Here is a 26,451-nt window from a genome sequence, read left to right as displayed (position 1 = left end):
GTTGCGTAACGTCTTCCTCGTAGGCCCGATGGGGGCAGGAAAAAGTACCATCGGGCGCCTGCTCGCCAAAGAGCTCAGGTATCCCTTCAAGGATTCGGACCGGGAAATCGAGGCCAGAACCGGCGCCGATATTCCCTGGATCTTCGATGTGGAAGGGGAAGAGGGATTCCGCCAGCGTGAAGAAGCCATGATCGCCGAGTTGGTGCAGGAGCGAGGTATCGTTCTTGCCACTGGTGGTGGTGTTGTCATGCGCGAGGCCAATCGCTTGGCACTGGCGGCCAATGGTTTGGTGGTCTATCTACGCACCAGCGTTGATCAGCAATTGCAACGCACCAGCAAGGATCGCCAGCGACCACTGCTGCAAACCGCTGACCCGGAAAAGGTCTTGCGCGAACTGATGGCCCGTCGTGATCCGTTGTACCGGGAAATCGCCCATCTCACCATCGATACCGATCAGCGCGGTCCCAAGGTGGTGGTCAACACGATCATGACGCAGTTGGAGCAGGAGCCGGAGTAGTACCAACAGCTCTAGTCATCCCCGCGTTGATGATAACTGCTTCTCATTGAAGGCTGCATGCGCAGATATCGGGACTGATGTATCCTTGCGGGTTTCAGGGCAACCGATCCTATGGGGAGTTTCATGCAGCAATTGACCGTTAATCTCGATGATCGTAGTTACCCCATTCATATCGGTAGTGGCCTGCTTGATCGCGTAGAGCTGCTGGCTCCGCATATTGCTGGCCGCCAGGTCTGTATCGTCACCGATGACACCGTCGCCCCGCTGTATCTCGAACGCCTGACCCGCACTCTGGCCGATTACGCGGTATTACCGGTGGTGCTGCCAACCGGCGAAGCCTTCAAGAACTGGGCGACCCTGCAACAGATTTTCGACGCTCTGCTCGCTGCCCGGCACGACCGCCGTACCACGCTCATTGCGCTGGGGGGGGGGGTAATCGGCGATATGACAGGCTTCGCTGCTGCCTGCTATCAGCGCGGCGTGGACTTTATTCAGATCCCCACCACCCTGCTGTCCCAGGTGGATTCCTCGGTGGGTGGCAAGACCGGCATCAATCACCCGGCCGGCAAAAACATGATCGGCGCTTTCTATCAGCCGAAGGCGGTGCTTATCGATACCGACAGTCTGCGCACCTTGCCGGACCGTGAGATCAGTGCCGGGCTGGCGGAGATTATCAAGTACGGCCTGATTCGCGACAGCGCCTTCCTCGACTGGCTGGAGCAGAACATACCGGCCCTGCGCACCCTGGATCCGCAATTGGTGACCGAAGCGATTGCCCGCTCCTGCGCGATCAAGGCAGAGGTGGTGGCGGCGGATGAGCGCGAAGGCGGTATCCGGGCCATTCTCAACCTGGGACATACTTTTGGTCATGCGATCGAAGCTCACCAGGGTTACGGGGCCTGGCTGCACGGCGAAGCGGTTGGCGCGGGCATGGTCATGGCGTTGCAGCTGTCGCGCAGGCTCGGCTGGCTGGCTGCAGATGAAGAGCTGCGCTGCATTGAGCTGATTGCTGCCGCCGGGCTACCGGTCGCGCCGCCGGCCGATATGCGTGCAGAGGACTTCACGCGTCTCATGGCCGTGGACAAGAAAGTGCTGGATGGGCAATTGCGCCTGGTGCTGCTCAAGCGTCTGGGCGAGGCGGTGGTTACCGCGGATTTCGATAAGCAGGCCCTGCACGCCGTTCTGGCGGTGGCTGGCCGATGATTGATCAACCGGAAGAAGATATGAGCGACTTGAGCGCAACAGAGGATTTTCTCAGTCATTACCAGTTGCAGCATGATCCTTTCGCTGGGCGCACGCCGGGATTTCGCTTCTTCACACCCAAGCGCAAGCCGGTATTGGCACAGTTGCACCACATGGCGCATTTCTCCGAGCAGGTGCAAGTGGTGGTCGGTCCGGCTGGCGCCGGCAAGACGCTGCTGCGCCAGGCCTTGGTTGCCAGTTGCAACAAGGACAATGTGCAATGCATCGTCACCTCGGGGCGTGACTTTGCCGATGCGCCAGCGCTGACGCGTTTCCTCTGCCAGGCGCTGAACGTAGCGGATACCCGGGCGCTATGCGAGCGCGCGGAACAGCTGCATGCCACTGGTTTGCAGCTGTATCTGGTGGTGGATGATGCCGATAGTCTGGACAGCGAAGCAATTCAGTTGCTGGCCGATCTCAGTCAATCCGGCGGGCGAGCCGCGCCACGAGTCTTTCTATTTGCAGATGAAAGCATCGCCGACCTCCTGGCGACTGTGGATATGCCGGCGGATCGGGTCTGGCTGCAACTTGTCGAGCTGGCTCCCTTCGAGTTGGAGGAGACCCGCGATTATCTGGGACAGCGTCTGGAGACAGCGGGCCAGGGCATCGAGCTGCTGGATGACGAGCAGATTGCCCAGATCCATCAGCAAAGCGGCGGTTGGCCAGGAAACATCAACGAGGTCGCCAGACAGGTGATGATTGACGCGATCGAGCCGGCTCGGCCGATGCCGCCGCGCCGGGCCAAGGGCGCGGTGCTGCCGTTACGCTCGCTGGTCGCGCTGGTACTGGTGGGTATCGGAGTCGCCATCGCCTGGATGATGGGCGGTGATGAGCCGGAAGCCACCCGTACCGTCATCAACCTGCCCGATCAGGTTGCCACTGTGGATGTGAGCGGTGCAGAAGGTCCGGTATTGCAGATGCCCAGCGACAATGCTGCAGATCCGCTCGAGCGGATCCTGCAGGATCCGGATGCTGAGCCGGCAACCCCCGCCATTGCTAGCGGTAACGAGCCAACACTACCGCCGCCCAGCGTCGCCGATCCCAATGATCTGCCCGAGCCGATGGCCATGCCAGAGCCGACGCCCATCGAGGCGCCTGCGGTCGTTGCGGCGCCAGAGCCAGTGGCAGCGCCTGCGCCCCAGCCGCAATCTCAGCCTCGACCCCAGCCTGAATCGGCCGCGCCGACCGCGCCACCGACCACTACCTCTGCACCAGCCACCGGTGGATACCACGAGGCTGGCTGGTATCGTCAACGTGCGGCCAGCGAGTACAGCTTGCAGGTGCTGGGCAGCCGTTCGCGTCAGGCAGCACTGGACTTCATTAGAGCCCAATCAGGCGTAGCGGATCTGGGTTATTTCGAGACGGTGCATGAAGGCAAACCCTGGTTCGTCGTGACTCAAGGTGCCTATGCCGGCCGTACCCAGGCGCAACAGGGCGCGGCGAGGTTGCCCGAGTCTCTGCGCAAGCTCAATCCCTGGCCACGCAGCATGGGTAGCATCCAGCAGTCGCTACGCTGACAGCAACCCTGCATGGTGTGGTGCAACTACGCCACACCATGTGGAAGCGGTCCCGACCGCATCGGTTTGCCGGCCTCCATCACTAGCCAGCCCGTTTCCAGCTGTAATCCGTTCACTTAGGCATTCCAGGCTCCGTTCGAGTGGCGCTTTGTCGTGCTCGACCCTGTCATTCTCGTCTGCGCCAAGCATGACGGGGCCAAGTGAGCGGCGTTGGGCTCCCAGTTGACACTTCAGTTCGATCCTCTCCCGGCGTTCCCTGTACTGATATTGCCCTCTCATGGTGCAGGAAAGTTATTCCTTGCACTGCTTTGGTTCAAAATTTCCATACTCGGAAATAATGCATTCATTTTTACGACAGTTATATATGTTTTTGCGGCAAAAATAATTGTAGGCCCTAGGTCGCGTGTGTACAATCGAGTTCTCCCTTGCAGCGTCCATCGGCTCTTTCTGTGGCTGATTAAGACTGCAAGTGCCTGAAATTCAAGGAAATACGAGAGCGTGTCTATGAAAGCAGGTCTATATCAGCCTGAACAATTCAGGGATAACTGTGGCTTCGGTCTGATTGCTCATATGCAAGGCGAGGCCAGTCATCATTTGCTGAAAACCGCCATCGAAGCGCTGACCTGCATGACCCATCGCGGCGGCATCAACGCTGATGGCAAGACCGGTGACGGTTGCGGCTTGCTGCTGCAGATGCCCGATCGTTTCATGCGCACCATTGCCCAGGATGAGCTGGCGGTGAGCCTGCCGCAGCAATATGCCGTGGGCATGGTATTCAGTGGCGCCAGTGAGCAAGCGCAACAGTGCGCGCACCAGGCCTTCGCCACCGCCTTGGCTGACCAGGAACTATTATCCCTGGGCTGGCGCCAGGTGCCGGTACAGCCGGATGTATTGGGTCCATTGGCGCTGAGTAGCCAACCCCATATCGAGCAACTATTCATTTCCGGCGAAGGGCTGGACGAGCAGCAGTTCGCGATCAAGCTGTTCTATGTCCGCCGCCGGGTGGAAATCGCTCTGCAGGAAGATCCGGACTTCTATATCTGCAGCCTCTCGCCCAAGGTGATTTCCTATAAGGGCCTGATGATGCCCGCCGATCTGGACAAGTTCTTTCCCGAGCTTGGTGATCCGCGCATGGAAACTGCGATCAGCGTGTTCCACCAGCGCTTCTCGACCAATACGCTGCCGCGTTGGCCCTTGGCGCAGCCGTTCCGCCTGTTGGCGCATAACGGTGAAATCAACACCATCACGGCCAACCGCAACTGGGCCCATGCCCGACGCAACAAATTCACCAATGATCTGCTGCCCGATCTGGACAGCCTGGCACCGCTGGTGAATGTCACCGGCTCGGACTCGTCCAGCATGGACAACATGCTCGAGCTGCTGCTGGCCGGAGGCATGGACCTGTTCCGTGCCGTGCGCATGGTGGTACCGCCGGCCTGGCAGAACATGGAAACCATGGATGCCGACCTGCGCTCCTTCTATGAATACAACTCCATGCATATGGAGGCCTGGGACGGTCCGGCCGGTATCGTCTTGACCGAAGGGCGCTACGCGGTCTGTCTGCTCGACCGCAACGGCTTGCGCCCGGCGCGCTATGTGATCACTGCCAACGGCTACATCACCCTGGCCTCGGAAGTCGGCGTCTGGGACTACCGCCCGGAAGATGTCATCAGCAAGGGGCGGGTTGGCCCGGGGCAGATTCTGGCCGTGGACACCCGCACTGGTGAAGTGCTGCACACCGATGAGGTGGATAGCCGGTTGAAATCGCGGCACCCGTATCGCAAGTGGCTCAAGCAGCATGCCCTGCGCATTCAGGGTACGCTGGATGACCGGGATAACCGTGACGAATTCCTCGCATCCGAAGCCCTGCAGCAGTATATGAAGATGTTCCAGGTCACCTTCGAGGAACGTGATCAGGTATTGCGGCCGCTGAGTGAGAATGGCCAGGAAGCGGTCGGCTCCATGGGTGACGACACGCCCATGGCGGTGCTGTCGAGCCGGGTCCGTACGGTCTACGATTACTTCCGGCAACAGTTCGCCCAGGTCACCAACCCGGCCATCGATCCGTTGCGCGAAGCCGTGGTCATGTCGCTGGAAACCTGCCTGGGCGCTGAGCGTAACGTCTTCGAAGAGACCCCGGATCACGCCAACCGCGCCATCCTCAGCAGCCCGATCGTGTCGCCGGCTAAATGGCGCACCCTGATGAACCTTGAACGCCCGGGCTTCGCCCATCAGGTCATCGACCTCAACGTGGCTGCCGATGTGCCCTTGGGTGCCGCTGTGGCCGCCATCGCTGAGCAAGCTGAAGCCGCGGTACGTGCCGGCAAGACGCTGCTGGTGCTGAGCGACCGGGCAATCGAGCAGGGCAAACTGCCGGTGCATGCGGCCCTGGCGGTCGGTGCGGTGCATCATCACCTGATCGCTGCCGGTTTGCGTTGCGACTGCAACATTCTGGTGGACACTGCTACCGCCCGCGATCCGCACCATTTCGCGGTGCTGATCGGTTTCGGGGCCTCGGCGGTCTATCCGTACCTGGCGTATGAGGTGCTGGCCGACCTGATTCGTACCGGTGAGGTCATCGGTGATCTCTATGAAGTCTTCAAAAGCTACCGCAAAGGCATTTCCAAGGGGCTGCTGAAAATCCTGTCGAAGATGGGTATTTCCACCGTCGCCTCCTACCGTGGTGCGCAACTGTTCGAAGCGGTCGGTCTGGCCGATGAGATTGTTGATCTTTGCTTCAAGGGCGTGCCCAGCCGGATCCAGGGCGCGCGTTTCAGCGATCTGCAGGCCGAGCAGGCATTGCTGGCCCGCGAAGCCTGGAACCCGCGCAAGACCATCCAGCAGGGCGGGTTGCTCAAGTTCGTTTTTGGCGGCGAGTACCATGCCTACAATCCGGACATCGTGCGGGCCTTGCAGGACGCGGTGCAGGGTGACAGCTACGATAAGTATCTGGAGTACGCCGCGCTGGTCAATCAGCGCCCGGTGTCGACGCTGCGGGATCTGCTGCAGCTGCGTGAGGATCAGACGCCCATTCCGCTATCCGAAGTCGAGCCGCTGGACTCCTTGTTCAAACGCTTCGACTCCGCGGGTATTTCCCTCGGCGCATTGTCGCCGGAAGCCCATGAGGCCATCGCCGAGGCGATGAACCGGCTGGGCGCCCGGTCCAACTCCGGCGAGGGCGGGGAGGATCCGGCACGCTACGGCAGCATCCGCACCTCGAAGATCAAGCAGATCGCCTCGGGTCGTTTCGGGGTGACGCCGGAATATCTGGTCAACGCCGAAGTGCTGCAGATCAAGCTGGCCCAGGGCGCCAAGCCGGGTGAGGGCGGGCAATTGCCCGGTGGCAAGGTCAACGAACTGATCGCGCGGCTGCGGTATGCGGTGCCCGGCGTGACCCTGATTTCACCGCCGCCGCACCATGACATCTACTCGATCGAGGATCTGGCGCAGCTGATCTTCGATCTCAAACAGGTCAATCCCCAGGCGCTGGTGTCAGTGAAGCTGGTCGCCGAGCCGGGTGTGGGCACCATCGCCGCGGGCGTGGCCAAGGCCTATGCTGATCTGATTACCATTTCCGGTTACGACGGCGGTACCGGCGCCTCGCCGCTGACCTCCATCAAATATGCCGGCTCGCCGTGGGAGCTGGGCCTGTCCGAAGCCCACCAGACCCTGCGTGGCAACGACTTGCGTGGCAAGGTGCGGGTGCAGACCGATGGCGGTCTGAAGACCGGTCTGGACGTGATCAAGGCAGCGATTCTCGGCGCCGAGAGTTTCGGCTTCGGTACCGCGCCGATGATCGCCTTGGGTTGCAAATACCTGCGTATCTGCCATTTGAACAACTGCGCCACCGGCGTGGCTACGCAGAACAAGACCCTGCGTGATAACCACTACATCGGCACGGTGCAGATGGTGATGAACTTCTTCACCTACGTCGCCACCGAAACCCGCGAATGGATGGCCAAGCTGGGCGTGCGCCAGCTGCAGGACCTGATCGGCCGTACCGACTTGCTGGAAATTTTGCCCGGTACGACCGGCAAGCAGCAGGGTCTGGATCTGCGCCCGCTGCTGCATAGCGACGCGGTGCCGGCGGACAAGCCGCAGTATTGCCAGATCCAGGGCAACGCACCCTTCGACAAGGGCCTGACCGCCGAGGGCATGGTGAATATGGCGCGCGCGGCGATTGAGGGCGCTACCGGTGGCGAGTACGAACTGACGTTGACCAACTGCGACCGTTCGATCGGCGCCCGGGTCTCCGGTGAGATTGCCCGGGTACATGGCAACCAGGGCATGAGCAGCGCGCCCATCACCTTCCGTTTCAGCGGCACCGCAGGCCAGAGCTTCGGGGTGTGGAATGCCGGTGGCCTGCATATGTATCTGCAGGGCGATGCGAACGACTACGTCGGCAAGGGCATGACCGGCGGCAAGCTGGTGATCGTACCGCCGGCGGCCAGTACCTTCCGGTCCGAGCAGAGTTCGATCATCGGTAACACCTGCCTGTACGGCGCCACCGGCGGCAAGCTGTTCGCTGCCGGCGTGGCCGGTGAGCGCTTCGCAGTGCGCAACTCGGGTTGCCATGCGGTGGTCGAGGGCACCGGGGATCATTGCTGCGAGTACATGACCGGCGGCATGGTCTGCGTGCTCGGCAAGACCGGCTACAACTTCGGTGCCGGGATGACCGGCGGCTTCGCCTACGTGCTGGATATGGATAACAGCTTCTTCGACAAGCTCAACCACGAGCTGGTGGAGCTGCAGCGCATCAGCGGCGAAGCCATGGAGGCCTATCGCAGCCACCTGACCCAGGTGCTGACCGAGTACGTTGCGGAAACCGGCAGTGCCTGGGGTGCCGAGGTGCTGGAGGATCTGGACAACCACATCCGGCGGTTCTGGCTGGTCAAGCCGAAGGCAGCGAGCCTGCGCGCGCTGTTGCGGACCACCTTGGCCAACCCGCAGTAACTCCCGGCGGCGGGCCCGGTTGGGCCCGACCACGACAAGGAACATCAGGCAGCGACGGGTAAACCCACGGCGCTGCAGTAATGAGGTGCAACAATGGCAGACCGTCTGAATAACGACTTCCAGTTCATCGAAGTGGGCCGCAAGGACCCGAAGAAGCGGCCGCTGCGCCACCGCAAGACGCGCTTTATCGAGATCAACGAGGCGTACAAACCGCAGGAGGCGGCGGAGCAATCACATCGCTGCCTGGAGTGCGGCAACCCCTACTGCGAATGGAAATGCCCGGTCCACAACTTCATCCCGAACTGGTTGAAGCTGGTAGCCGAGGGCAACATCATCGAGGCGGCGGAGCTCTCGCACCAGACCAATACCCTGCCGGAGGTGTGTGGCCGTGTCTGTCCGCAGGACCGGCTCTGCGAAGGTGCCTGCACCCTGAATGACGAGTTCGGCGCGGTGACCATCGGCTCGGTGGAGAAATACATCACCGACACTGCCTTCGCCATGGGTTGGCGCCCGGACATGTCCCAGGTGGTGCCGACCGGCAAGCGGGTGGCGATCATCGGCGCGGGCCCGGCGGGTCTCGGCTGCGCGGACGTGCTGGCGCGGGCTGGGGTCAGCCCGGTGGTATTCGACCGCAACCCGGAAATAGGCGGCTTGCTGACCTTCGGCATCCCCGAATTCAAGCTGGAAAAGACCGTGATGTCGCGCCGCCGCGAGGTGTTCGCCGGCATGGGTATCGAGTTCCGTCTGAATACCGAAGTCGGCAAAGACGTGACCATCGACCAGTTGCTGAGTGAATACGATGCGGTATTCATGGGTATGGGCACCTACACCTACATGAAAGGCGGCTTCCCCGGTGAGGACCTGCCGGGTGTGCATGACGCACTGGATTTCCTGGTGGCCAACGTCAATCGCAATCTGGGCTTCGAGAAGTCGGCTGACGATTTTGTCGATATGCACGGCAAGCGGGTGGTGGTGCTGGGCGGCGGCGACACCGCAATGGACTGCAACCGCACCTCGATTCGCCAGGGCGCCAGTTCGGTGACCTGTGCCTATCGCCGAGATGCGCAGAACATGCCGGGCTCGCGCAAGGAAGTGAAGAACGCCAAGGATGAAGGGGTGAAATTCCTGTTCAACCGCCAGCCGATCGCGATCGTCGGCGATGGCAAGGTCGAAGGCGTGAAGGTGGTGGAAACCCGCCTTGGCGCACCGGATGAGCGCGGCCGTCGCAGTCCCGAACCCATTCCCGGTTCCGAGCAGATCCTGCCGGCCGATGCGGTCATCATCGCCTTCGGCTTCCGCCCCAGCCCGGCACCCTGGTTTGCCGAGGTGCAGGTGCAGACCGACGATCAGGGCCGAGTCATCGCCCCCGAGCAGGCCCAGTACAAATTCCAGACCAGCAACCCGAAGGTGTTTGCCGGCGGCGATATGGTGCGCGGCTCGGATCTGGTGGTCACCGCCATCTGGGAAGGACGCCAGGCGGCTGAAGGGATTCTGGATTATCTCGAGGTTTGATGCCGGTTGGGGGCGTTTGCGATTTGCGTTACTTGATGGTGTGGATGTCTGGGTTGACGGTCTGGCCTGCCTTCGCAGACAACGCTCTGCGCTTCGCACGGAGATGACGGCAGCGGTTACCGGTCGGGCCAGCTCGACCGTCGGTTGCCAGGGATGGCAACCGCGAGCCTACAGGGACGTATTCACGGCGTGTCGAGCAGGTCCGACCGGTAACCGCAGTCCCCGCACCATATCCAATATTTATAACCTCATCGAAACGAAGCCCCCCGCGCCCCTTTGCCGCACCGCCCCTTATCTTCCCCGCGAGAACGGTTACAATGGCTGCATTTACGCCACTGGATACCGATTTCATGTCTGAATTGAAGAATGACCGTTTTCTGCGTGCGCTGCTGCGCCAGCCTGTTGATGTAACCCCGGTATGGATGATGCGCCAGGCAGGCCGCTACCTGCCCGAGTACCGCGCCTCCCGCGCCCGCGCCGGTGACTTCATGGGCTTGTGCATGAATCCCGAGATGGCCTGTGAAGTGACCCTGCAGCCGCTGGAACGCTATCCGCTGGACGCCGCCATCCTGTTTTCCGACATCCTGACCATCCCCGACGCCATGGGTCTGGGCCTGCACTTCGAGACCGGCGAAGGCCCGCGTTTTCGCAAGCGCATCGACACCCTCGCCGATATCGAAGCCCTGCCGATTCCCGATCCACGCCAGGATCTGGGCTACGTCATGGATGCGGTCAGCACCATCCGCCGCGAGCTCAATGGCCGGGTGCCGCTGATCGGTTTCTCTGGCAGTCCCTGGACCCTCGCCACCTACATGGTAGAAGGCGGCTCTTCCAAGGATTTCCGCAAGATCAAGGCGCTGATGTACGACCAGCCCGAGGCGGTGCACCTGCTGCTGGACAAGCTGGCGCAATCGGTCACCAGCTACCTGAACGAGCAGATCAAGTCAGGCGCCCAAGCGGTGCAGATCTTTGACACCTGGGGCGGCAATCTGTCCGCCGATGCCTATCAAACGTTCTCCCTGGCCTATATGCGCAAGATCATCAGCGGTCTGATTCGTGAGCATGACGGGCGCCGCGTCCCGGTGATCGTATTCACCAAGAACGGCGGCCTGTGGCTGGAAAGCATTGCCGAGTGTGGCGCTGATGGTGTTGGTCTGGACTGGACCATGGATATCGGCGTGGCCCGTTCCCGGGTCGGCGCCAAAGTCGCGCTGCAGGGCAATATGGACCCCACCGTGCTGTATGCCAACCCGCAGGCGATCCGCAATGAAGTGGAGCGGATTCTCGCCAGCTACGGCAAGGGCACCGGCCATGTATTCAACCTAGGCCACGGCATCACCCCGGAAGTGGACCCGGCTCACGCTGGTGTGTTCATCGAGGCGGTGCATGAGTTGTCGGCCAAGTACCATGACCTGAAGGCGGTCTGACGACTGAACAGTTATAGGGAGAAAACAATAATGAAGCTCGAAACTCTGGCAATACACGCCGGCTACAGCCCCGACCCGACGACCAAGTCGGTCGCGGTGCCGATCTACCAGACCACGTCCTACGCTTTCGACAGTACCCAGCATGGCGCTGACCTGTTCGATCTGAAGGTGCCCGGTAACATCTACACGCGGATCACCAATCCGACCAACGATGTACTCGAGCAGCGGATCGCGGCGCTGGAAGGGGGCGTAGGAGCCCTGGCGGTGGCATCGGGTATGGCCGCGATTACCTATGCGATCCAGACCATTGCCGGGGTGGGCGACAATATTGTTTCCACCGCCAAGCTGTACGGCGGCACCTATAACCTGTTTGCCCACACCTTGCCGCGTCAGGGCATCGAGGTGCGTTTTGCCGCGCATAACGATATCGCCGCGATGGAAGCGTTGATCGACGAGAACACCAAGGCGGTGTTCTGCGAGTCTATCGGCAATCCCGCGGGCAATATCGTCGACCTGCAGGCGCTGGCCGACGCGGCGCACCGGCATGGCGTACCGCTGATCGTGGATAACACGGTAGCCACGCCGGTGTTGTGCCGGCCCTTCGAGCATGGCGCCGATATCATTGTGCATGCGCTGACCAAGTATATCGGCGGCCATGGCAATAGCCTGGGCGGCATGGTGGTGGATTCGGGCAAGTTTCCCTGGGCGGATAACAAGGAGCGTTTCCCGCTTCTGAATACGCCTGATCCTTCCTACCACGGCGTGGTTTACACCGAAGCCTTCGGTCCGGCGGCCTTTATCGGTCGTTGCCGGGTGGTGCCGCTGCGCAACATGGGCGCGGCGTTGTCGCCGTTCAATACCTTTCTGATCCTGCAGGGTCTGGAAACCTTGAGCCTGCGCATGGAGCGTCACTGCGAGAACGCGCAGAAGGTGGCCGAATACCTGCAGCAGCATCCGCAGGTAGCCTGGGTGAAATATGCGGGGCTCAAGGATAATCCTGAACACGATCTGGCCCAGCGCTACATGGGCGGTCAGCCGGCGGCGATCCTGTCCTTCGGGATCAAGGGTGGCCAGGAAGCCGGTGCGCGTTTCATCGATGCGCTGGAGTTGGTACTGCGGCTGGTGAATATCGGTGACGCCAAGTCATTGGCCTGCCATCCAGCCTCGACCACGCACCGCCAGCTGGACGACGAGGAACTGGAGAAAGCGGGAGTACCGCGAGACCTGATTCGTCTGTCGATCGGTATCGAGCATATCGACGATATTCTTGCGGACCTGGCGCAGGCGCTCGAAGCGGCAAAATGAGTCAGTGCTGAAAACACAAAAGGCGGCCTTGGCCGCCTTTTATGTTTCTGTCAGGCCGGAAACAATGGCCAGATCAGCGGGATTACCAGCGTCGCCGCGGCCCACATGATCAGGTTCAGTGGCAGGCCGATCCGCACGAAGTCCATGAACCGGTAACCGCCGGCGCTGTAGACGAAGGTGTTGGTCTGGTAGCCGATCGGCGTGGCGAAGCTGGCACTGGCGGCGAGCATCACCGCCACCACGAACGGGCGCGGATCAGCGCCCAACTGGTAAGCCACGCCAATGGCGATGGGTGTCAGCAGCACGCCCACCGCATTGTTGCTGACAATCTCGGTGAGAATCGAGGTCAGCAGATAGATGAAAGACAGCATGAACAGCGGACCGAGCAGCGGCGACAGGGTCATCACCTGACCGACGATGCCGTCCACCAGCCCGACCTTGTCCATGGCGATACTGATCGCCAGCATGCCGAAGATCAGCGCCAGGATCTTCCAGTCGATGGACTTGTAGGCATCCTCGACTTCCAGGCAGCCGGTGGCGACCACCACGGCGGCAGCTATGATCGCCAGTCCTTCGATCGACATCACCCCCAGCGCTGCCAGCACCATTACCGACAGCATGGCGACAATGGCAATTGGGGCCTTGTTGCGGCGATAGGCGCGTTCTTGCACGGTATTCAGGCTGATCAGATCGCCGTTATCGGCGAATTTGCGGATCTGCGCCGGCGAGCCTTCGACCAGCATCACATCACCGAACTGCAACTCGAAGTCGTCGAGGTTGTCCTGGATGTGTTCGTCCTGCCGATGCACGGCCAGTACGTGGATCCCGTAACGGGCAGTCAGGTTGAGGTCGCGCATGGGCCGGTTGATGTAGCGTGAGCTGCGCGCCACCACGGCCTCGGCCAGTACCACATCGCGAGTGGAGATGGTTTCGAAACTCTGGTCGCGGTTGAATTCCAGTACGCCATTGTGCCGCAGCTCGACGAAGTCGCGCACATTGGCATGCAGTATCAAGCGGTCGCCAGCATTGAGCATGGTGGTGTTGAGCGGGGTGGTCAGCTCGTCGTCACCGCGAAACAGCTTCAAGACCTGAATGCCGCTATCGCCATTGAGCTGGGCTTCGGCGATGGTCTGGTTGATCACGGGTGAGTCCTGGGGCACCAGCAGTTCGGTCATGAAGGTGCGGCTGCGAGTTGGCCGCAGGCGGTCCGACAGGCTGTCGCGGTCTGGCAGCAGACGGTTGCCGAACAACATGATGAAGGCCAGGCCGATGGCTGACATGATCGCACCCGCCAGGGTGATCTCGAACATACCGAACGGCGCCAGCCCCTCCTGTCGGGCTACCCCGTCGACCAGTATGTTGGTGGAGGTACCGATCATGGTCATGGTGCCGCCGAGAATAGTGGCATAGGACAGTGGAATCAGAACCTTCGATGCCTTGCTGCCAACCCGGGCGGCGAGGGTGACCGCCACCGGCGTGAGAATCGCCACCACCGGCGTATTGTTGATGAAGGTCGACAACAGCATGGCGGTGACCAGCAGGGCGAACAGCATGCGCGTTGGGCTGGTGCCGCCGACCCGGGCAAGCACACTGCCGAGCTTGTCCACGCAGCCGGTGCGTTCGAGCGCGGCAGACAGCACGAACATGCAGGCGATGGTGACCGGGGCGCTATTGGACAGCACGCCGAGCACATCTTGCGGCGTCAGCAGGGTAGTGGCCAGCAGGATCGCGACGGCAACACCGACCACCACGTCGGGGCTGAGCTTCTCGCGGACAAAGGCGTACATCACCCAGCACAGCAGGGCGGCCACACCAAGCGGGGCCAGGGTATCCCAGTTCATCGGTACCAGAATCTCGTGTGAGGTATCGGTCCCGCAACCGGAACCAGACAGAGTCGCTACCCTAATTGCCGGTGCTTAGTCTGTCCAAGACCTGGTAATGATTTTGTTATTCACTAAAGTTATAAGTGGAGCCGAAAGGCAATATCTGAAATCAGGACGAACAGCTGATTTCCAACCGCCGACCCCAATCTGGCGGTGGCGCGGCGTAGGCGTCCTGTCCCGGTTGCCGAACAAACGGCTGGCGCAGAATCTGATGCAGCCGGCGCACTTCGCTGAAGTCATCCTGCTCGGCTGCCGCAATGGCCTGCTGGGCCAGATAATTGCGCAGCACATACACCGGGTTACACTCCAGCCGGCCGGCCATAGCGCTAGGGTCTTTGGCCTGCCGTGCATGGTGTTGCACCAGCCAGTGGTCGAAGGTTTCCCGATCGATGAATTGATCCCGTGCGCTGGCATCATCCTCGGCCAGCAGCCGCAGGGTGGTGTGGTAGTCACTGGCGCTGGTCTGCATTTGCTGCAGCAGATGCTGCAGCAGTTCCTCATCCCCCGGTTGCTCGCCAGCCCAGCCCAGGCGCGCGCGCATCAGGCGCAGATATTCTGCTTGGTAACGCGGCATTGCTGTCGCCAACACTGCTTTCAGCGCCTCGACTTCGATATAGGGTGTCAACGCCTGGGCCAGACAGGCCAGGTTCCAGTGGGCAATGGCCGGCTGCCGATTGAAGGCATAACGACCCTCGTGATCGGAATGGTTGCAGATATGGCCAGCGTCATACTCGTCAAGGAAGGCGTAGGGGCCAAAATCGAATGTGATGCCGAGAATCGACATATTGTCGGTGTTCATCACGCCATGACAGAAACCATAAGCCTGCCAGCGGGCGACCATGTCCATGGTGCGCTGCAGAACCTGATTGAACATGTCCAGTACCGGGTCGGTGGCTTGCTGGGACGCTGGATAGCAGGTCTGCAGGGTGAAGTCGATGAGCTGGCGCAGTGCGTCATGCTGCCGGGTGTAGTAGAAGAACTCGAAATGCCCGAAGCGGATGTGTGACGGCGCCAGGCGCAGCAGCATGGCACCGCGCTCCTGGCGCTCACGATAGACCGGATCGTCACCCACGGTGACGCACAGCGCTCGGCTGCTGGGAATACCCAGCGCCGGCAGCGCCTCGGAGGCAAGGAATTCGCGGATCGACGAACGCAACACCGCGCGCCCGTCACCCATCCGCGAATAGGGTGTGCTGCCGGCACCCTTTAAATGCAGATCCCAATGCTCACCGCGGCCATTGACCACCTCGCCGAGCAACAAGCCACGACCATCCCCCAACTGCGGGTTGTACACGCCGAACTGGTGGCCGGAATAGACCATGGCCCGTGGCTCCGACGCACTCCACAGTTTGGCCCCGGAAAACAGCTCGGTGAATAGAACAGAGTCCGCCTCGCTGGCATCCAGGTCGATCAGCTCCATGGCATCGACGCTGCTGACCACCAGTTGCGGATTGCTCAGTGGCTCGGGGACCACCTTGCTGGAGAAAGTGTCACCGAGGAGGGCGAAGCGGTTGTCGAATTGCAGGTCGGCCAGCGTGGTCATAAGCACACCATCGAGATGGAAAGATTTCCATGCTGCCTGCCTTATGCTCCTGTATCAAGCGATGTAATGGTGAACCGTTTCCGTTGACCGTCCGGTCAGCGGGGCATTAATGTCAAACGATTGTATGAATAATAAACAGCCTACCCGCTGCGCCATCTCCGGAGAAACCAATGCCCAGCTACAACGCTCCCTTGCGCGACATGCGCTTTGTCATGGATGAAGTATTCGATTTCGCTGCTGGTTACCAGACCCATGGCTTGACCGACGCCACGCCCGATCTGGTGGACGCGGTGCTCGAGGAAAGCGCCAAATTCGCCAGCGAAGTCCTGGCCCCGCTGAACCGCACCGGGGACGAGGAAGGCTGTCATTTCGAGAATGGCGTCGTCACCACGCCCAAGGGGTTCAAGGAAGCCTACCAGCAGTACGTCGACAACGGTTGGGCAGCGATGAGCGGCCCGGTGGAGTTCGGCGGCCAGGGCCTGCCGGCTTCGCTGGGGCTGGTGGTTAACGAAATGACCGCCGCCGCCAACTACGCCTGGAACATGTACCCCGGCCTGACCCACGGCTGCGCCTCGGCCATCCGCGCCCATGGCAGCCAGGAGCAGAAAGAGCTGTACCTGAACAAACTGGTGCCCGGCCACTGGACCGGCACCATGTGCCTGACCGAGCCCCACTGCGGCACCGACCTGGGCCTGATCAAGACCCGCGCGGTGCCCCAGGCCGATGGTAGCTACTCGGTCACCGGCACCAAGATCTTCATCTCCTCCGGCGAGCACGACATGGCCGAGAACATCGTCCACCTGGTGTTGGCCAAGCTGCCCGATGCACCCGCCGGCACCAAGGGTATCTCGCTGTTCATCGTGCCCAAGTTCCTGCCTGACGCCAATGGCGAGAAGGGCGAGCGCAACGGCGTAGTCTGCGGCTCCATCGAACACAAGATGGGTATCAAGGCCTCGGCCACCTGCGTGATGAACTTCGACGGCGCCACCGGCTTTCTGATCGGTGAGGTCAACAAGGGCCTGAACTGCATGTTCACAATGATGAACGGCGCCCGCCTGGGTACCGGCATGCAGGGTCTCTGCCACGGCGAAGTGTCCTACCAGAATGCCGTCGCCTACGCCAAGGATCGCCTGCAGATGCGCTCGCTGTCCGGCCCGGCCGAACCGGAAAAGCCAGCCGATCCGATCATCGTGCACCCCGACGTGCGCCGCATGTTGCTGACCATGAAAGCCTTCAACGAGGGCAATCGCGCGCTGGCTTATTACACTGCCCAGCTGCTGGACAACGCACATTACTCACAGGACGAGGCCGTACGCGCCAACGCCGAAGACCAGCTCGCGTTCCTGACGCCCATCTGCAAGGCCTTCATGACCGATACCGGCTTGGAAGTGACCCTGCTGGGCATGCAGGTATTCGGTGGCCACGGTTATATCCGTGAGTGGGGGCAGGAGCAGCAGGTTCGCGACTGCCGCATCGCACCGATCTACGAAGGCACCAATGGCATCCAGGCGCTGGACCTGCTCGGCCGCAAGGTGCTGATGAGCCAGGGCAAACTGCTGCGTGCCTTCTCCAAGGAAGTGCACCTGTTCTGCCAGGCCAACGAGGGTCATGCGCAACTGGGTGAGTACTTCAACAAGCTCACCGCACTGAATGCCCAGTGGGGCGAACTGACCCAGAAGGTCGCGGTCAAGTCGATGCAGAACAAGGAAGAGGTTGGCGCTGCGGCCACGGACTTCCTGATGTTCTCCGGCTATGTAATCCATGCCTTCTTCTGGCTGAAGATGGCCGTGGTCGCCCAGCAGAAACTGGACGCTGGCACGGATGACGCCGGGTTCTATCAGGCCAAGCTGGCTACCCAGGCGTTCTACTTCAAGCGCCTGCTGCCGCGTGCCCAGGCCCATGTCGAGGCGCTGGATGCGGGTGCGGACTCGCTGATGGCGCTATCCGCTGAGTTCTTCTAAGCGGTGATACAACGCAGCCCCGCCTGGCGGGGCTGCGTTTCTCCGGGCTGCGGGCCCTGTCAGAAGCTCTTGCGTACGGAGAACTGCAGGCGGGTATTGTCGCCGTCGCGTCCATCCACAAAGTCGCGGGTGGCGTACATCAGCTCGCCACCGAGCATGACGGTATCCAGCGGGTACCAGCGGTAGTTCATGCGGTAGGTGCTGACACTCTCGGTGCCGAAGGCCCCCAGGTCATCCTCGTTTTCGAAATACCCCACCGAGAAGGTAGAGGCCGTCTGCGGCGTCCAGCGCTGCTCCAGTGCGACCGACGCACCCCAGCTGGTGATGGTGTCCACGCTGCCGTCGGCGTTCAGGCGCATGTCATTCGCCCAGCCGTTATTGATGTAGCGGCCGATACCGTCGCCATAGGCCGCGTTGGCCTTCAGCGTGGTACGGTTCAACGCCCACATGCCGGCGACGTTCAGACCCCATCCCGTCTTGCTCTCATCGTAGTCAACGCCATTGACGGTGCCGTCGACGCTCAGCTGGCGCAACAGGCCTGCAACGTGATAGCTGCCGGCCGCGCCGCCCCGGCCGCCACGCCATGCGGCGATGAGATCAGGCATCCGGTCGCGGCCGATCCCGCCCAGACTCTCGGCCTGGTTGGTTGCGCCGAGTACCGGCTGGGTTTCAGGGTTCTCGAGGGACAGCGCGAACTGACCGAGGTTGACCCTGAGCTGGGTTTGCCGAACGAAGACCCGGCCCGCCGGGCTGGACACATCCAGCAGTGTCGGCAGGCCGACGTAGTCCTGGAAGTTACTCCAGTCCTGACCCGCCATGAAGCGGCCATAGCGTACATAGCCGTTGCGCAGGCGCGGGTTGTGCGAGTTGCCCATGACCTCGTTGCCCTGGCTGCCCATGAAGTCGATTTCGAAATAGGTCTGCAATGGGGTGCCGGTCCCCACATCGGTACTGGTCGCCATGCTCAGCCGGCTCTGACGGGCCTGCATGAAGGTATGTGACTGGTCTTCCACGGAGCTGTCCGGGGTGTTGCTGGCATTGAAGTGCTCGCCGTTCTTGTACCGCAGGTCATACATCAGGTCGGCCTGGAGGTAACCGCCGAACTTGACGGTGGTGTTGGGCGTGACCTGGATGACGCCATTTTCCGCCGTCAGCAGGTGACGGGCTGGCCTGGCTTCGGGTTCGGCTGCGGCGGGGGTGGCCGCTACCTGCTGCTGTTCCCTGAGCTGATTTTCAAGCGCTTCGATCCGCTGCAGGAGCGCCCCGAGCTGCTCCTCGGAAATGGCTGGCGTGGCCGCCTGGGCAGCGTGGGAAAACAGGCTGGCGGCGAGAATGGCGCTGGCAAGTGACGTGAGTCTGGTTTTCATATCAATGTATCCTTCAACTGATTTTTTTGATGTGGCAGAAACGGCATTTGGTGTTGGGATAAAAGAACCTGTCGGTCACGACGTGGCGGTCAGCTCCTCCCAGGTGCTGCGAATGAAGCGGGCGATCGCTTCGTTCTGACCGAGCAGGGAAAAGCGCGCATTGAGGGCGTAGTCCTGCAGCGTGATCATCTCGGTGGTGATGTACTGCAGGCGGGAGTCCGGGTTGCCGTGGTGGTAGCGCAACATCTTGCACACCACTTCACGGGTGGGCTCCAGCAGATAGGCGTGCCAAGGGGAGTGCCACTCGCCTTCAGCCGGGCGGGTGAAGGGGTAGAGAATGCCCCGGCCGGGATCTCCCTCCGCCATGGGCATGCTGTTGTACATGGTCAGCGCGGCGGCGGATTGGCCGGCGACATACCGCGCCCAGGTATTGCGCGGCCCGTTGGGTGCCACGCTGCGAACCTGGAACCAGCGCACCATGTTCTGTTCAAGCCACTCGTCGACCAGGTTGCCGGCCTCGAAGGGGTCGATAATGAGTCGGCCTGCCTCGACATCCTCGCGGATGCCGGCCAGTTCCAGCTCCTGGGGGTTGCCCATCTTGAAGATGACGTGGCTGTAATCCAGCGTCAGGTTGAAGGGTATGCCGCGGCGCCTCACCGCCTCGGCCACCGGCGTGATACGGCGGGGGTCTTCCGACCACATGTTCACATGGGTCTCGAAGCAGGGTTCAACGCCGTAGGTCATGCCCAGGTCGTAGGCCCACAGGTAGGCATCCACGACTTCCTGATCACTGAGCATGTGGCCATCAGCATGCGGCGCATACACCATCATGTTGTGCAGTTTGGCGCCCACCGCCGCGCTGGCCTTGAGATTGCGGGCCAACTGATCATCGTTGGTGCCCAGCTGATACAGCCAGCTGGTGGTATGGACCGGCAGCTGGTACTTGTCCATCAAGGCGAGGAATTCATCCTCCTGACCGGCCAGGGGCAGACGATCGAAGAAGTCGAATGCGCCACTGCGGCTTACCAGGCGGAATTGTTCTTCGATGCTGGGTTCTTCGAGGGACACCGGGTTGTCCAGTCCGGAATCCTGTACACCGCGGCCATTACAGCCGATCAGCAGGTTGGAGTGTTCTGTCACAGGTCACCTTTTCTCGGCACAGAGAAGCTCACCCGAGCGTTTCTGGACGCTCGGCTTTGCTCGGATTAAAGGGGTGCGGCCTTGCGGCCGCTGTCTCAGGTTGCGGCGGCTTCCGCGGCGATGCGCTGATCGACGATCCGGCGCATCTTCAGTGTCGAGGCATCAATCGCCAGCCGGATCTTGCGGAAGTCCGGATGGCGGTTCTCATTCGCCTGGATGGCCTCCAGCACCTGCTTGTCTTCGTTGAAGGCAATGCGCAGGCCTTCCAGCAGACGGGCATCGGTTTCCGGGTCCGAGGGGATGTTCTTCACCAGCAACCAGTGCTGGATGCAGGTCTGCTGGTCGACCGGCGTGATGAAGTGGCAGGCCCACATCTGGATGCAGTCGGACCGGTCACCCTGTTCCGCACCGGTGCCGGCGGGCGCCGAACCGAAGTCGATCACCGCGATGCAGGGCGCGTAATAGTGGTAGTAATGCCAGCGGTCCACGTTGCCCGCATAGTCCTTCAGCCCCTGGAAGATGGGGATCAGTGGTGAATCCATGATCCAGCGCCAGGTCGTCACCCGATCACCGCTGACCTCGTGGTGGACAGGTACATCACCATGGCCGGGGGCGGACAGCGTGGTGGTATGCACGAAGGCCACGTGGGATGGATCGCACAGGTTATCCGCCAGGTTCAGGTAGTTAGCCCGCAGCGGCAGGGCATCGCCCTCCAGCACGCTGTAGTTTTCGTCGTGACATTCGGCCAGGTCGTACACGCTGGCCGGGTCGGCATCGGCCGGGTTGCCCATCCAGATCCAGACCATGCCCATGTTCTCCACAGTGGGATAGGCCTTGACGCGGATGCTCTCGGGTATCCGGTCCTGCCCGGGGATGTGCACGCATTTACCGCTGCAGTTGAACTGCAGACCGTGGTAACCACACTGAATGGCGTCCCCCTGCAGGGTGCCGATGGACAGCGGCGCCATCCGGTGTGGGCACATGTCCTCAAGGGCCACGATCTGACCCTTGCTGTCGCGGTAGGCCACGATGTCCTGTTCAATGACCCGGTGCTTGCTGATCTGGTTATCCAGATTGCGCGACCATGTCAGGGGATACCAGGTGTTGCGGATGTAATCGGTCATCATATTCTCCAATGCATCATTGCCAATCGGCGGCAATGACGACATGCATGTTTGCCAGCAGGTCGGTCACCTGAATCTGACAGGCGAGCCGTGAGTTCGGCCGCACGTGGTACGCCAGGTCCAGCGTGTCTTCCTCGTCCGGCACGGGTTTGGGCAACAGGGGCAGCGCGGCCTCTTCGATGTAGACGTGGCAGGTGGCGCAGACACAGCCGCCGCCGCAATCGGCACGAATGCCGATATCGGCATCGGCAATCAGCTCCATCAGGTTGCTGGCGGTGCTGCCCTGGGTGTCTATCTGGTGCGCTTGCCCCTGGTGGTCAACGACGTTGATCAGCATGCTGTTTTCTCCTTGCTCAGGCGCACTTGCATGGCCGTGGTGCTGTGTTGAAAGGTGTTGCGGGCGTCCGGCCGGATCTGCTTGATGGCGTGATGTGCCATCAACGCGGCTTCGTGGAACCCGGACAGGATCAGCTTGAGCTTGCCCGGGTAAACGGCGATGTCGCCGATGGCGTAGACGCCGGGAAGATTGGTTTCAAAGGTGGCGGTATCGACCGCGATCTGGCCGTTCTGCATGGTCAGACCGAAGCTGTTGATTTCATCCAGGCTGGCGACCAGGCCGTAGAACGCCAGCAGCTCATCACAGGGCAACTGCCTGGAGCCGTCGGCGGACTTCAGCTCAACCTGCTCAAGATGTTCCTGGCCATGCAGGGCGCTGATGGCGCCGACCTGAAAGTCGATGGTGCCGTCGGCAATCAGGGTCTGCAGTTTGGCGAGCGTGCCCGGTGCGGCGCGAAATTCGTTGCGTCGATGAACCAGGGTGATGCTGGCGGCCCGACCGGCCAGGACAATGGCCCAGTCCACGGCCGAATCGCCGCCGCCGGCGATGACTACCCGCTTACCCGCCAGTTGGTCGGCATCGCGTACGGCGTAGGACAGGCCTTTGCCATTCTCGTAGCCTCTGGCTTCAGCAAACGGCAACCGGCGCGGGGTGAACGAACCGGCTCCGGCGGCGATGACCACCGCCCGGGTGACGAACTCATCGCCAGTGTGGGTAGTGAGTTTCCAGGAACCGTCTTCCAGGGCCTCGAGCGATTCGGCTCGGCAGTTCAGGCGAAACACCGGGTCGAACGGGGCGATCTGCTCGAGCAGGTTCGCGGTGAGCTGCTGCCCTGTCAGTGACGGAATAGCTGGAATGTCGTAAATGGGTTTGTCCGGATAGAGCTCGGCACACTGGCCGCCAGGTTTATCCAGAATGTCTATGACATGGCATTGGGCATTGAGCATGCCCAGCTCGAACACGGCGAACAGCCCGCACGGACCCGCTCCGATTACTACTGCATCTGTATGAATAACTGCCATTGCTCCCGCCCTCGATAATCCGGCTCGTGAGCCGTTGCGTCATGTCCCTCCTATTCAGAAAGCGTGCCAACTTCTGCGCTCGTGGCGAACCCTTGGTTGGCGCGCCACGCCACGCAATTTTTAAGTTACTACTCTATAAATTGGCTCTAATTTGGTGCTTTCTCACTGCTCTTGTGCTCCCCAATTGCGCAGCTATTGGCGTGGGAGGCGGGCGGTCTGGTTACTGTTTTGAGGACGTAAACCACATATATAGGTAGTTGTGGCTGGCTCGAGAGGGTGCTGTGCTGGAGCGGGCTGTTTTGCGGCTGTGGCACGTTTAAACGCGGCTGCGCTGCATATTTCAAGTTATCACTCTATATATGTGGGTGCGTTTTTATGGCTTGGAGGAGGCCGTTTCGGCCCTGCACGGTGAATCGCTCTCAGACCGTTCTGCCAGGCTGGCATGCGCTTTGCTGTGGGGTACCTGTGCAGAGTTGTTCTGCGGGTACACAGGAGAGGGTTATGGGATTCAAACGATTGATGTTGGGCCTTTCGGTGCTGTTTGCATGTACTGGTGAGGTGCTGGCGAACGATAACTATCCAGACAAGGCCGTTTCGCTGGTGGTGGTATGGCCTGCCGGTGGCGGTCATGACATTGCGGCACGGCTGGTGGCAGAGCACGCAGCCGATCATCTGGGCCAGCCGATCATGGTGAATAACGTCACCGGTGCCGCGGGCTCCAACGGTATGCGTCACGTCGCCAGTGCCAAGCCTGACGGCTATACGGTGGGGCTGATGGGCATGCATGCGCTGGTGCAGAGCTATATGAACCCCAATGCGCCGTCACTGGACAAGTTCGACCCGCTGGCATTCCTGGCGTTTGAGCCCGGCTCCCTGCAAGTGCGCGCTGATGCGGGTATCGATACCCTCGAGCAGTATGTCGAGCAGCTGCGTCGGGAGCCGGGCTCCATCGTGCATGGCAACGACGCGCTGGGTGGCAATACCTTCGTTTATACGACCTTGCTGGAGAAGCACTTTGGCATCGAGCTGACGCGGGTTCCCTATGCTGGCCATGCGCCCAATACCGCGGCGCTGGTATCCGGCGAAATTGCCTCGGCAGCCATGCCGATCCCGCAGATCGTCCAGCATTACCAGGCAGGTACCGTCAAGGTCCTGGGCGTAATGGGCGAAGAGCGCAACTTCATGCTGCCGGACGTTCCGACCTTCCGTGAGCTGGGTCACGACCTGGTGATTGGCGACTATTTCGTCTTCTTCATGCCCAAGGGCGTGCCGGCGGAGGCGCGTGCGAAGCTTGAGGACGCCTTCCTCAAGGCGATGGATGCGCCGGCGCTGCGCGAGCGTGCGGCCACGATTGGCATCGAGGTGCAACCGGGCGGCCAGGCGCGCGCTGCGGCCGTACTGGCAGAACAGGACGCGAAGATCTATCCGATGCTCCTGGAAGAAGGGATGGTCCACAAGTCGCTGGTCAAGTAACGAACACAGGAGCAGGGGGATATTCCCCCTGACGTGCCCATGAAAGTAGATGTAGCGAGCGGCGCAGGCACTGAACAAGCCGAACAGGCTCCGGGGTGGGTGGATCTGGGTGCAGGGGCATTTTTCCTGCTGTGGGCGGCCGTGGGCTGGTACGGGCTGACCGGTAACGAACAGCTGATGCAGGTGCAGCGTAACTGGTTTGTCTCTGGCCCTGGCCTGCTGCCTTTCTGGGGGCTCGTCGTCCTCACGCTGGGCGGGCTGGTGATGGCCGTGAAGGGTGGATGGCGAATCCTTCGGCGCAGGGCGGTTGCCGGCGCCATAGCGTGGGAGCAGCATGGCTTTGCCCTGCTCATGCTGGTCAGTCTGATTGCGCTGGTGGGAAGCATGCAGGTGGCGGGTTTCTTCCTTTCGGCGCTGTTTTTCTGCTGCTGCTGGACCCTGACGCTCAGTCGCCGGATTGTGCGTGAGGCCTATGGAATCGTGCTTACGGCGGTGGGGAGTTCCTTTGCCATTGCCGGTCTTCTGTATCTCGTCTTCGTCGAGCTGGTGAATGTTCCATTGCCCTAGAGGGTGAAAAATCATGGTTATTAACGAATTTCTGACGGCACTGCTCGCGATTCTGGGATCGCCCCAGTCGCTGATGCTGGTGCTGATGGCTGTCGCACTGGGTGTCATTCTCGGTGCCGTGCCGGGTATCAGCACAACCATGGCCATCGCCGTCCTGCTGCCCATTACCTTCGGCATGGAGATGGAGATGGCCATCTTGTTTCTGCTGGGGGTGTTTATCTCCAGCGTATACGGGGGCTCGGTCAGTGCCATCCTGATCAATATCCCGGGCACGCCCGCAGCGATGGTGACCCAGCTGGATGGTTACCCCATGGCCCAGCGCGGGCAGGGCGGCCAGGCGCTCAAATGGGCGCTGTACGCCTCCACTGTGGGTGGTCTGTTCGGCATTGTGCTGTTGATCGGGGTCTCTCCGCTGATGGCCGCAGCGGCCAGCCTGATGCGCAGCGCCGAGTTCGCGGCCATCGCCATCCTGGGTCTGGTCATGCTTGCGTTTGCCTCCGGCGGATCGCCGATCCGCGGCATTCTGGTCGGGTTGATCGGCCTGCTGTGTGGCATGGTGGGGTTCGACACCATGACCGATATTCCGCGGTTCGATTATGGCGTGCCGGCGCTGCAGGGCGGGGTCGACATTGTCGCGATGATGCTGGGAATCTTTGGCCTGGCAGAGGTGCTGAAGAACCTGGCCGGGGCTTCCAATCCGCATTTTCGGCCACCGGCGATCGGTAACGCGGCCCTGAAGCTGTCGGCGGTATTCAGCCGTTGGGCCAGCATGGTCCGAGGCTCCATTACCGGCGCGATCATTGGCTGTGTGCCGGCGGTGGGCTCTGCTATAGCGGTGTCGGTCGCCTATGCGCAGGAAGTGCGCCTGGCCAAGGATCCGTCTGCCTTTGGCCAGGGCGATCCCAGAGGCATCACTGCGCCCGAGGCCGCCAACAGTTCCAGTGTCGGTGGCTCCCTGGTGCCGATGATGACCCTGGGCATTCCGGGTGACACCGTCACCGCGGTTCTGATGGGCGCGCTGCTGATGCATGGGCTGCGTCCCGGTCCGCTGCTGTATGTCGACAATCCCGGATTCTTTGCCAGTGTCTATGCGTCACTGTTCGTCGGCGTGATCGCCACCCTGATCATTGGTCTGTTGCTGGCGCGGGTCGTGGTGCGGTTGATGGGTATCCCCCCGCGCATCCTGCTGATTGCCATCGCCGTGCTCTGCGTAGTGGGCGCCTTCGCCATCCGTAACAACGTCTCGGACATCTACGTGATGATCTTCTTCGGTTGCGTCGGCTACGTCCTGCACCTACTGCGTCTGCCGGCTGCGCCGCTGGCGTTCGGGCTGATCCTGGGACCGATCCTGGAGGAGAACCTGGGGCGGGCACTGCTGCTCAGTCGCGGCTCCTGGAGCATTTTTGTGGAGCGGCCGCTGTCCCTGAGCATCCTGCTGATCACTGCGTTGGTGCTCCTGTTGCCCCTGCTGACGAAACTGGCCCGGCGACTCCGGCAGCCGCGGCTGGCAGGAGCCGTCGAATGAGTCCGGATCGTTATCCGGCGGACCACGGCAGCATCA

18 protein-coding genes are annotated in these 26,451 nt (G+C 61.4%); 11 read left to right on the top strand and 7 right to left on the bottom strand.

Going from position 1 to position 26,451, the window contains the following annotated elements; genetic code table 11:
• Window position 1: 1 nt before the first annotated feature.
• From aroK to DHB74_RS05030, 7 genes are all read left to right on the top strand, one after another.
• Window positions 2-517 carry a shikimate kinase AroK gene (gene aroK / locus DHB74_RS05060; RefSeq protein ID WP_074778663.1) on the top strand — a complete coding sequence of 172 codons (516 nt, stop codon included), beginning with the start codon at window positions 2-4 and terminating at the stop codon, window positions 515-517.
• A gap of 123 nt (window positions 518-640) precedes the next feature.
• The gene (gene aroB / locus DHB74_RS05055; RefSeq protein WP_036990149.1) at window positions 641-1,720 is read left to right on the top strand and encodes a 3-dehydroquinate synthase; all 1,080 of its coding nucleotides are present in this window, start codon (window positions 641-643) and stop codon (window positions 1,718-1,720) included.
• Between the two features lie 20 nt (window positions 1,721-1,740).
• On the top strand, window positions 1,741-3,276 hold the full coding sequence (locus DHB74_RS05050; protein ID WP_169304560.1) for an AAA family ATPase: 1,536 nt from the start codon (window positions 1,741-1,743) through the stop codon (window positions 3,274-3,276).
• A 504-nt stretch (window positions 3,277-3,780) separates the two neighbouring features.
• Window positions 3,781-8,229 carry a glutamate synthase large subunit gene (gene gltB / locus DHB74_RS05045; RefSeq protein WP_499160916.1) on the top strand — a complete coding sequence of 1,483 codons (4,449 nt, stop codon included), beginning with the start codon at window positions 3,781-3,783 and terminating at the stop codon, window positions 8,227-8,229.
• A gap of 93 nt (window positions 8,230-8,322) precedes the next feature.
• Window positions 8,323-9,741: an FAD-dependent oxidoreductase gene (locus DHB74_RS05040; protein WP_036989117.1), complete on the top strand. Its 1,419-nt coding sequence runs from the start codon at window positions 8,323-8,325 to the stop codon at window positions 9,739-9,741.
• Window positions 9,742-10,091: 350 nt separating this feature from the next.
• Window positions 10,092-11,168 (top strand): uroporphyrinogen decarboxylase, encoded by a 1,077-nt coding sequence (gene hemE, locus DHB74_RS05035; protein WP_499160915.1) that lies wholly within the window; start codon window positions 10,092-10,094, stop codon window positions 11,166-11,168.
• Between the two features lie 30 nt (window positions 11,169-11,198).
• A complete protein-coding gene (locus tag DHB74_RS05030) occupies window positions 11,199-12,473 on the top strand; it encodes a bifunctional O-acetylhomoserine aminocarboxypropyltransferase/cysteine synthase (RefSeq protein ID WP_036989118.1) in 1,275 nt (424 codons plus the stop codon).
• A 50-nt stretch (window positions 12,474-12,523) separates the two neighbouring features.
• Here DHB74_RS05030 and DHB74_RS05025 read toward each other — a convergent pair whose 3' ends face one another.
• A complete protein-coding gene (locus DHB74_RS05025; RefSeq protein ID WP_499161030.1) occupies window positions 12,524-14,326 on the bottom strand; it encodes a sodium:proton antiporter in 1,803 nt (600 codons plus the stop codon).
• A 139-nt stretch (window positions 14,327-14,465) separates the two neighbouring features.
• Complete coding sequence (selO, locus tag DHB74_RS05020) at window positions 14,466-15,899, bottom strand: protein adenylyltransferase SelO (protein ID WP_499160914.1); 1,434 nt, start codon at window positions 15,897-15,899, stop codon at window positions 14,466-14,468.
• Between the two features lie 170 nt (window positions 15,900-16,069).
• Between selO and DHB74_RS05015 the strand changes: the two genes are divergently transcribed.
• The gene (locus DHB74_RS05015; protein ID WP_499160913.1) at window positions 16,070-17,860 is read left to right on the top strand and encodes an acyl-CoA dehydrogenase C-terminal domain-containing protein; all 1,791 of its coding nucleotides are present in this window, start codon (window positions 16,070-16,072) and stop codon (window positions 17,858-17,860) included.
• A gap of 59 nt (window positions 17,861-17,919) precedes the next feature.
• Here DHB74_RS05015 and DHB74_RS05010 read toward each other — a convergent pair whose 3' ends face one another.
• The 5 genes from DHB74_RS05010 to DHB74_RS04990 all read right to left on the bottom strand — a co-directional run bounded on the left by DHB74_RS05010 (window position 17,920) and on the right by DHB74_RS04990 (window position 22,850).
• The gene (locus tag DHB74_RS05010; RefSeq protein WP_499160912.1) at window positions 17,920-19,227 is read right to left on the bottom strand and encodes a porin; all 1,308 of its coding nucleotides are present in this window, start codon (window positions 19,225-19,227) and stop codon (window positions 17,920-17,922) included.
• 75 nt (window positions 19,228-19,302) lie between these two features.
• A complete protein-coding gene (locus tag DHB74_RS05005) occupies window positions 19,303-20,367 on the bottom strand; it encodes a hypothetical protein (protein WP_499160911.1) in 1,065 nt (354 codons plus the stop codon).
• Between the two features lie 95 nt (window positions 20,368-20,462).
• Complete coding sequence (locus tag DHB74_RS05000; RefSeq protein ID WP_499160910.1) at window positions 20,463-21,491, bottom strand: aromatic ring-hydroxylating dioxygenase subunit alpha; 1,029 nt, start codon at window positions 21,489-21,491, stop codon at window positions 20,463-20,465.
• A 16-nt stretch (window positions 21,492-21,507) separates the two neighbouring features.
• Window positions 21,508-21,828 (bottom strand): 2Fe-2S iron-sulfur cluster-binding protein, encoded by a 321-nt coding sequence (locus tag DHB74_RS04995; RefSeq protein WP_499160909.1) that lies wholly within the window; start codon window positions 21,826-21,828, stop codon window positions 21,508-21,510.
• A complete protein-coding gene (locus tag DHB74_RS04990) occupies window positions 21,822-22,850 on the bottom strand; it encodes an NAD(P)/FAD-dependent oxidoreductase (protein WP_499160908.1) in 1,029 nt (342 codons plus the stop codon). The genes DHB74_RS04995 and DHB74_RS04990 overlap by 7 nt, the downstream gene beginning before the upstream one ends.
• A gap of 501 nt (window positions 22,851-23,351) precedes the next feature.
• Here DHB74_RS04990 and DHB74_RS04985 point away from each other — a divergent pair.
• From DHB74_RS04985 to DHB74_RS04975, 3 genes are read left to right on the top strand one after another with little or no spacing between them, the layout of a single operon-like run.
• Window positions 23,352-24,323, top strand: a complete 972-nt coding sequence (locus DHB74_RS04985) for a tripartite tricarboxylate transporter substrate binding protein (RefSeq protein ID WP_499160907.1) — start codon at window positions 23,352-23,354, stop codon at window positions 24,321-24,323.
• A 39-nt stretch (window positions 24,324-24,362) separates the two neighbouring features.
• Window positions 24,363-24,890, top strand: a complete 528-nt coding sequence (locus DHB74_RS04980; protein ID WP_499160906.1) for a tripartite tricarboxylate transporter TctB family protein — start codon at window positions 24,363-24,365, stop codon at window positions 24,888-24,890.
• 13 nt (window positions 24,891-24,903) lie between these two features.
• Window positions 24,904-26,415: a tripartite tricarboxylate transporter permease gene (locus DHB74_RS04975; protein WP_499160905.1), complete on the top strand. Its 1,512-nt coding sequence runs from the start codon at window positions 24,904-24,906 to the stop codon at window positions 26,413-26,415.
• Window positions 26,416-26,451 lie beyond the last annotated feature (36 nt).

Source organism: Pseudomonas sp. G11-1 (assembly GCF_024031555.1).
Lineage (GTDB): Bacteria > Pseudomonadota > Gammaproteobacteria > Pseudomonadales > Pseudomonadaceae > Halopseudomonas > Halopseudomonas bauzanensis.
This window is presented reverse-complemented; position numbering and strand designations above follow the sequence as displayed.

Excerpts from the sequence above, each read along its gene's own strand:
- DHB74_RS04985 (WP_499160907.1), top strand. The coding sequence starts at position 23,352 with ATGGGATTCAAACGATTGATGTTGGGCCTTTCGGTGCTGTTTGCATGT.
- DHB74_RS04980 (WP_499160906.1), top strand. The coding sequence starts at position 24,363 with ATGAAAGTAGATGTAGCGAGCGGCGCAGGCACTGAACAAGCCGAACAG.
- DHB74_RS04975 (WP_499160905.1), top strand. The coding sequence starts at position 24,904 with ATGGTTATTAACGAATTTCTGACGGCACTGCTCGCGATTCTGGGATCG.
- aroB (WP_036990149.1), top strand. The coding sequence starts at position 641 with ATGCAGCAATTGACCGTTAATCTCGATGATCGTAGTTACCCCATTCAT.
- DHB74_RS04990 (WP_499160908.1), bottom strand. The coding sequence starts at position 22,850 with ATGGCAGTTATTCATACAGATGCAGTAGTAATCGGAGCGGGTCCGTGC.
- DHB74_RS04995 (WP_499160909.1), bottom strand. The coding sequence starts at position 21,828 with ATGCTGATCAACGTCGTTGACCACCAGGGGCAAGCGCACCAGATAGAC.
- hemE (WP_499160915.1), top strand. The coding sequence starts at position 10,092 with ATGTCTGAATTGAAGAATGACCGTTTTCTGCGTGCGCTGCTGCGCCAG.
- DHB74_RS05000 (WP_499160910.1), bottom strand. The coding sequence starts at position 21,491 with ATGACCGATTACATCCGCAACACCTGGTATCCCCTGACATGGTCGCGC.
- DHB74_RS05010 (WP_499160912.1), bottom strand. The coding sequence starts at position 19,227 with ATGAAAACCAGACTCACGTCACTTGCCAGCGCCATTCTCGCCGCCAGC.
- DHB74_RS05050 (WP_169304560.1), top strand. The coding sequence starts at position 1,741 with ATGAGCGACTTGAGCGCAACAGAGGATTTTCTCAGTCATTACCAGTTG.
- DHB74_RS05040 (WP_036989117.1), top strand. The coding sequence starts at position 8,323 with ATGGCAGACCGTCTGAATAACGACTTCCAGTTCATCGAAGTGGGCCGC.
- selO (WP_499160914.1), bottom strand. The coding sequence starts at position 15,899 with ATGACCACGCTGGCCGACCTGCAATTCGACAACCGCTTCGCCCTCCTC.
- DHB74_RS05015 (WP_499160913.1), top strand. The coding sequence starts at position 16,070 with ATGCCCAGCTACAACGCTCCCTTGCGCGACATGCGCTTTGTCATGGAT.
- DHB74_RS05030 (WP_036989118.1), top strand. The coding sequence starts at position 11,199 with ATGAAGCTCGAAACTCTGGCAATACACGCCGGCTACAGCCCCGACCCG.
- gltB (WP_499160916.1), top strand. The coding sequence starts at position 3,781 with ATGAAAGCAGGTCTATATCAGCCTGAACAATTCAGGGATAACTGTGGC.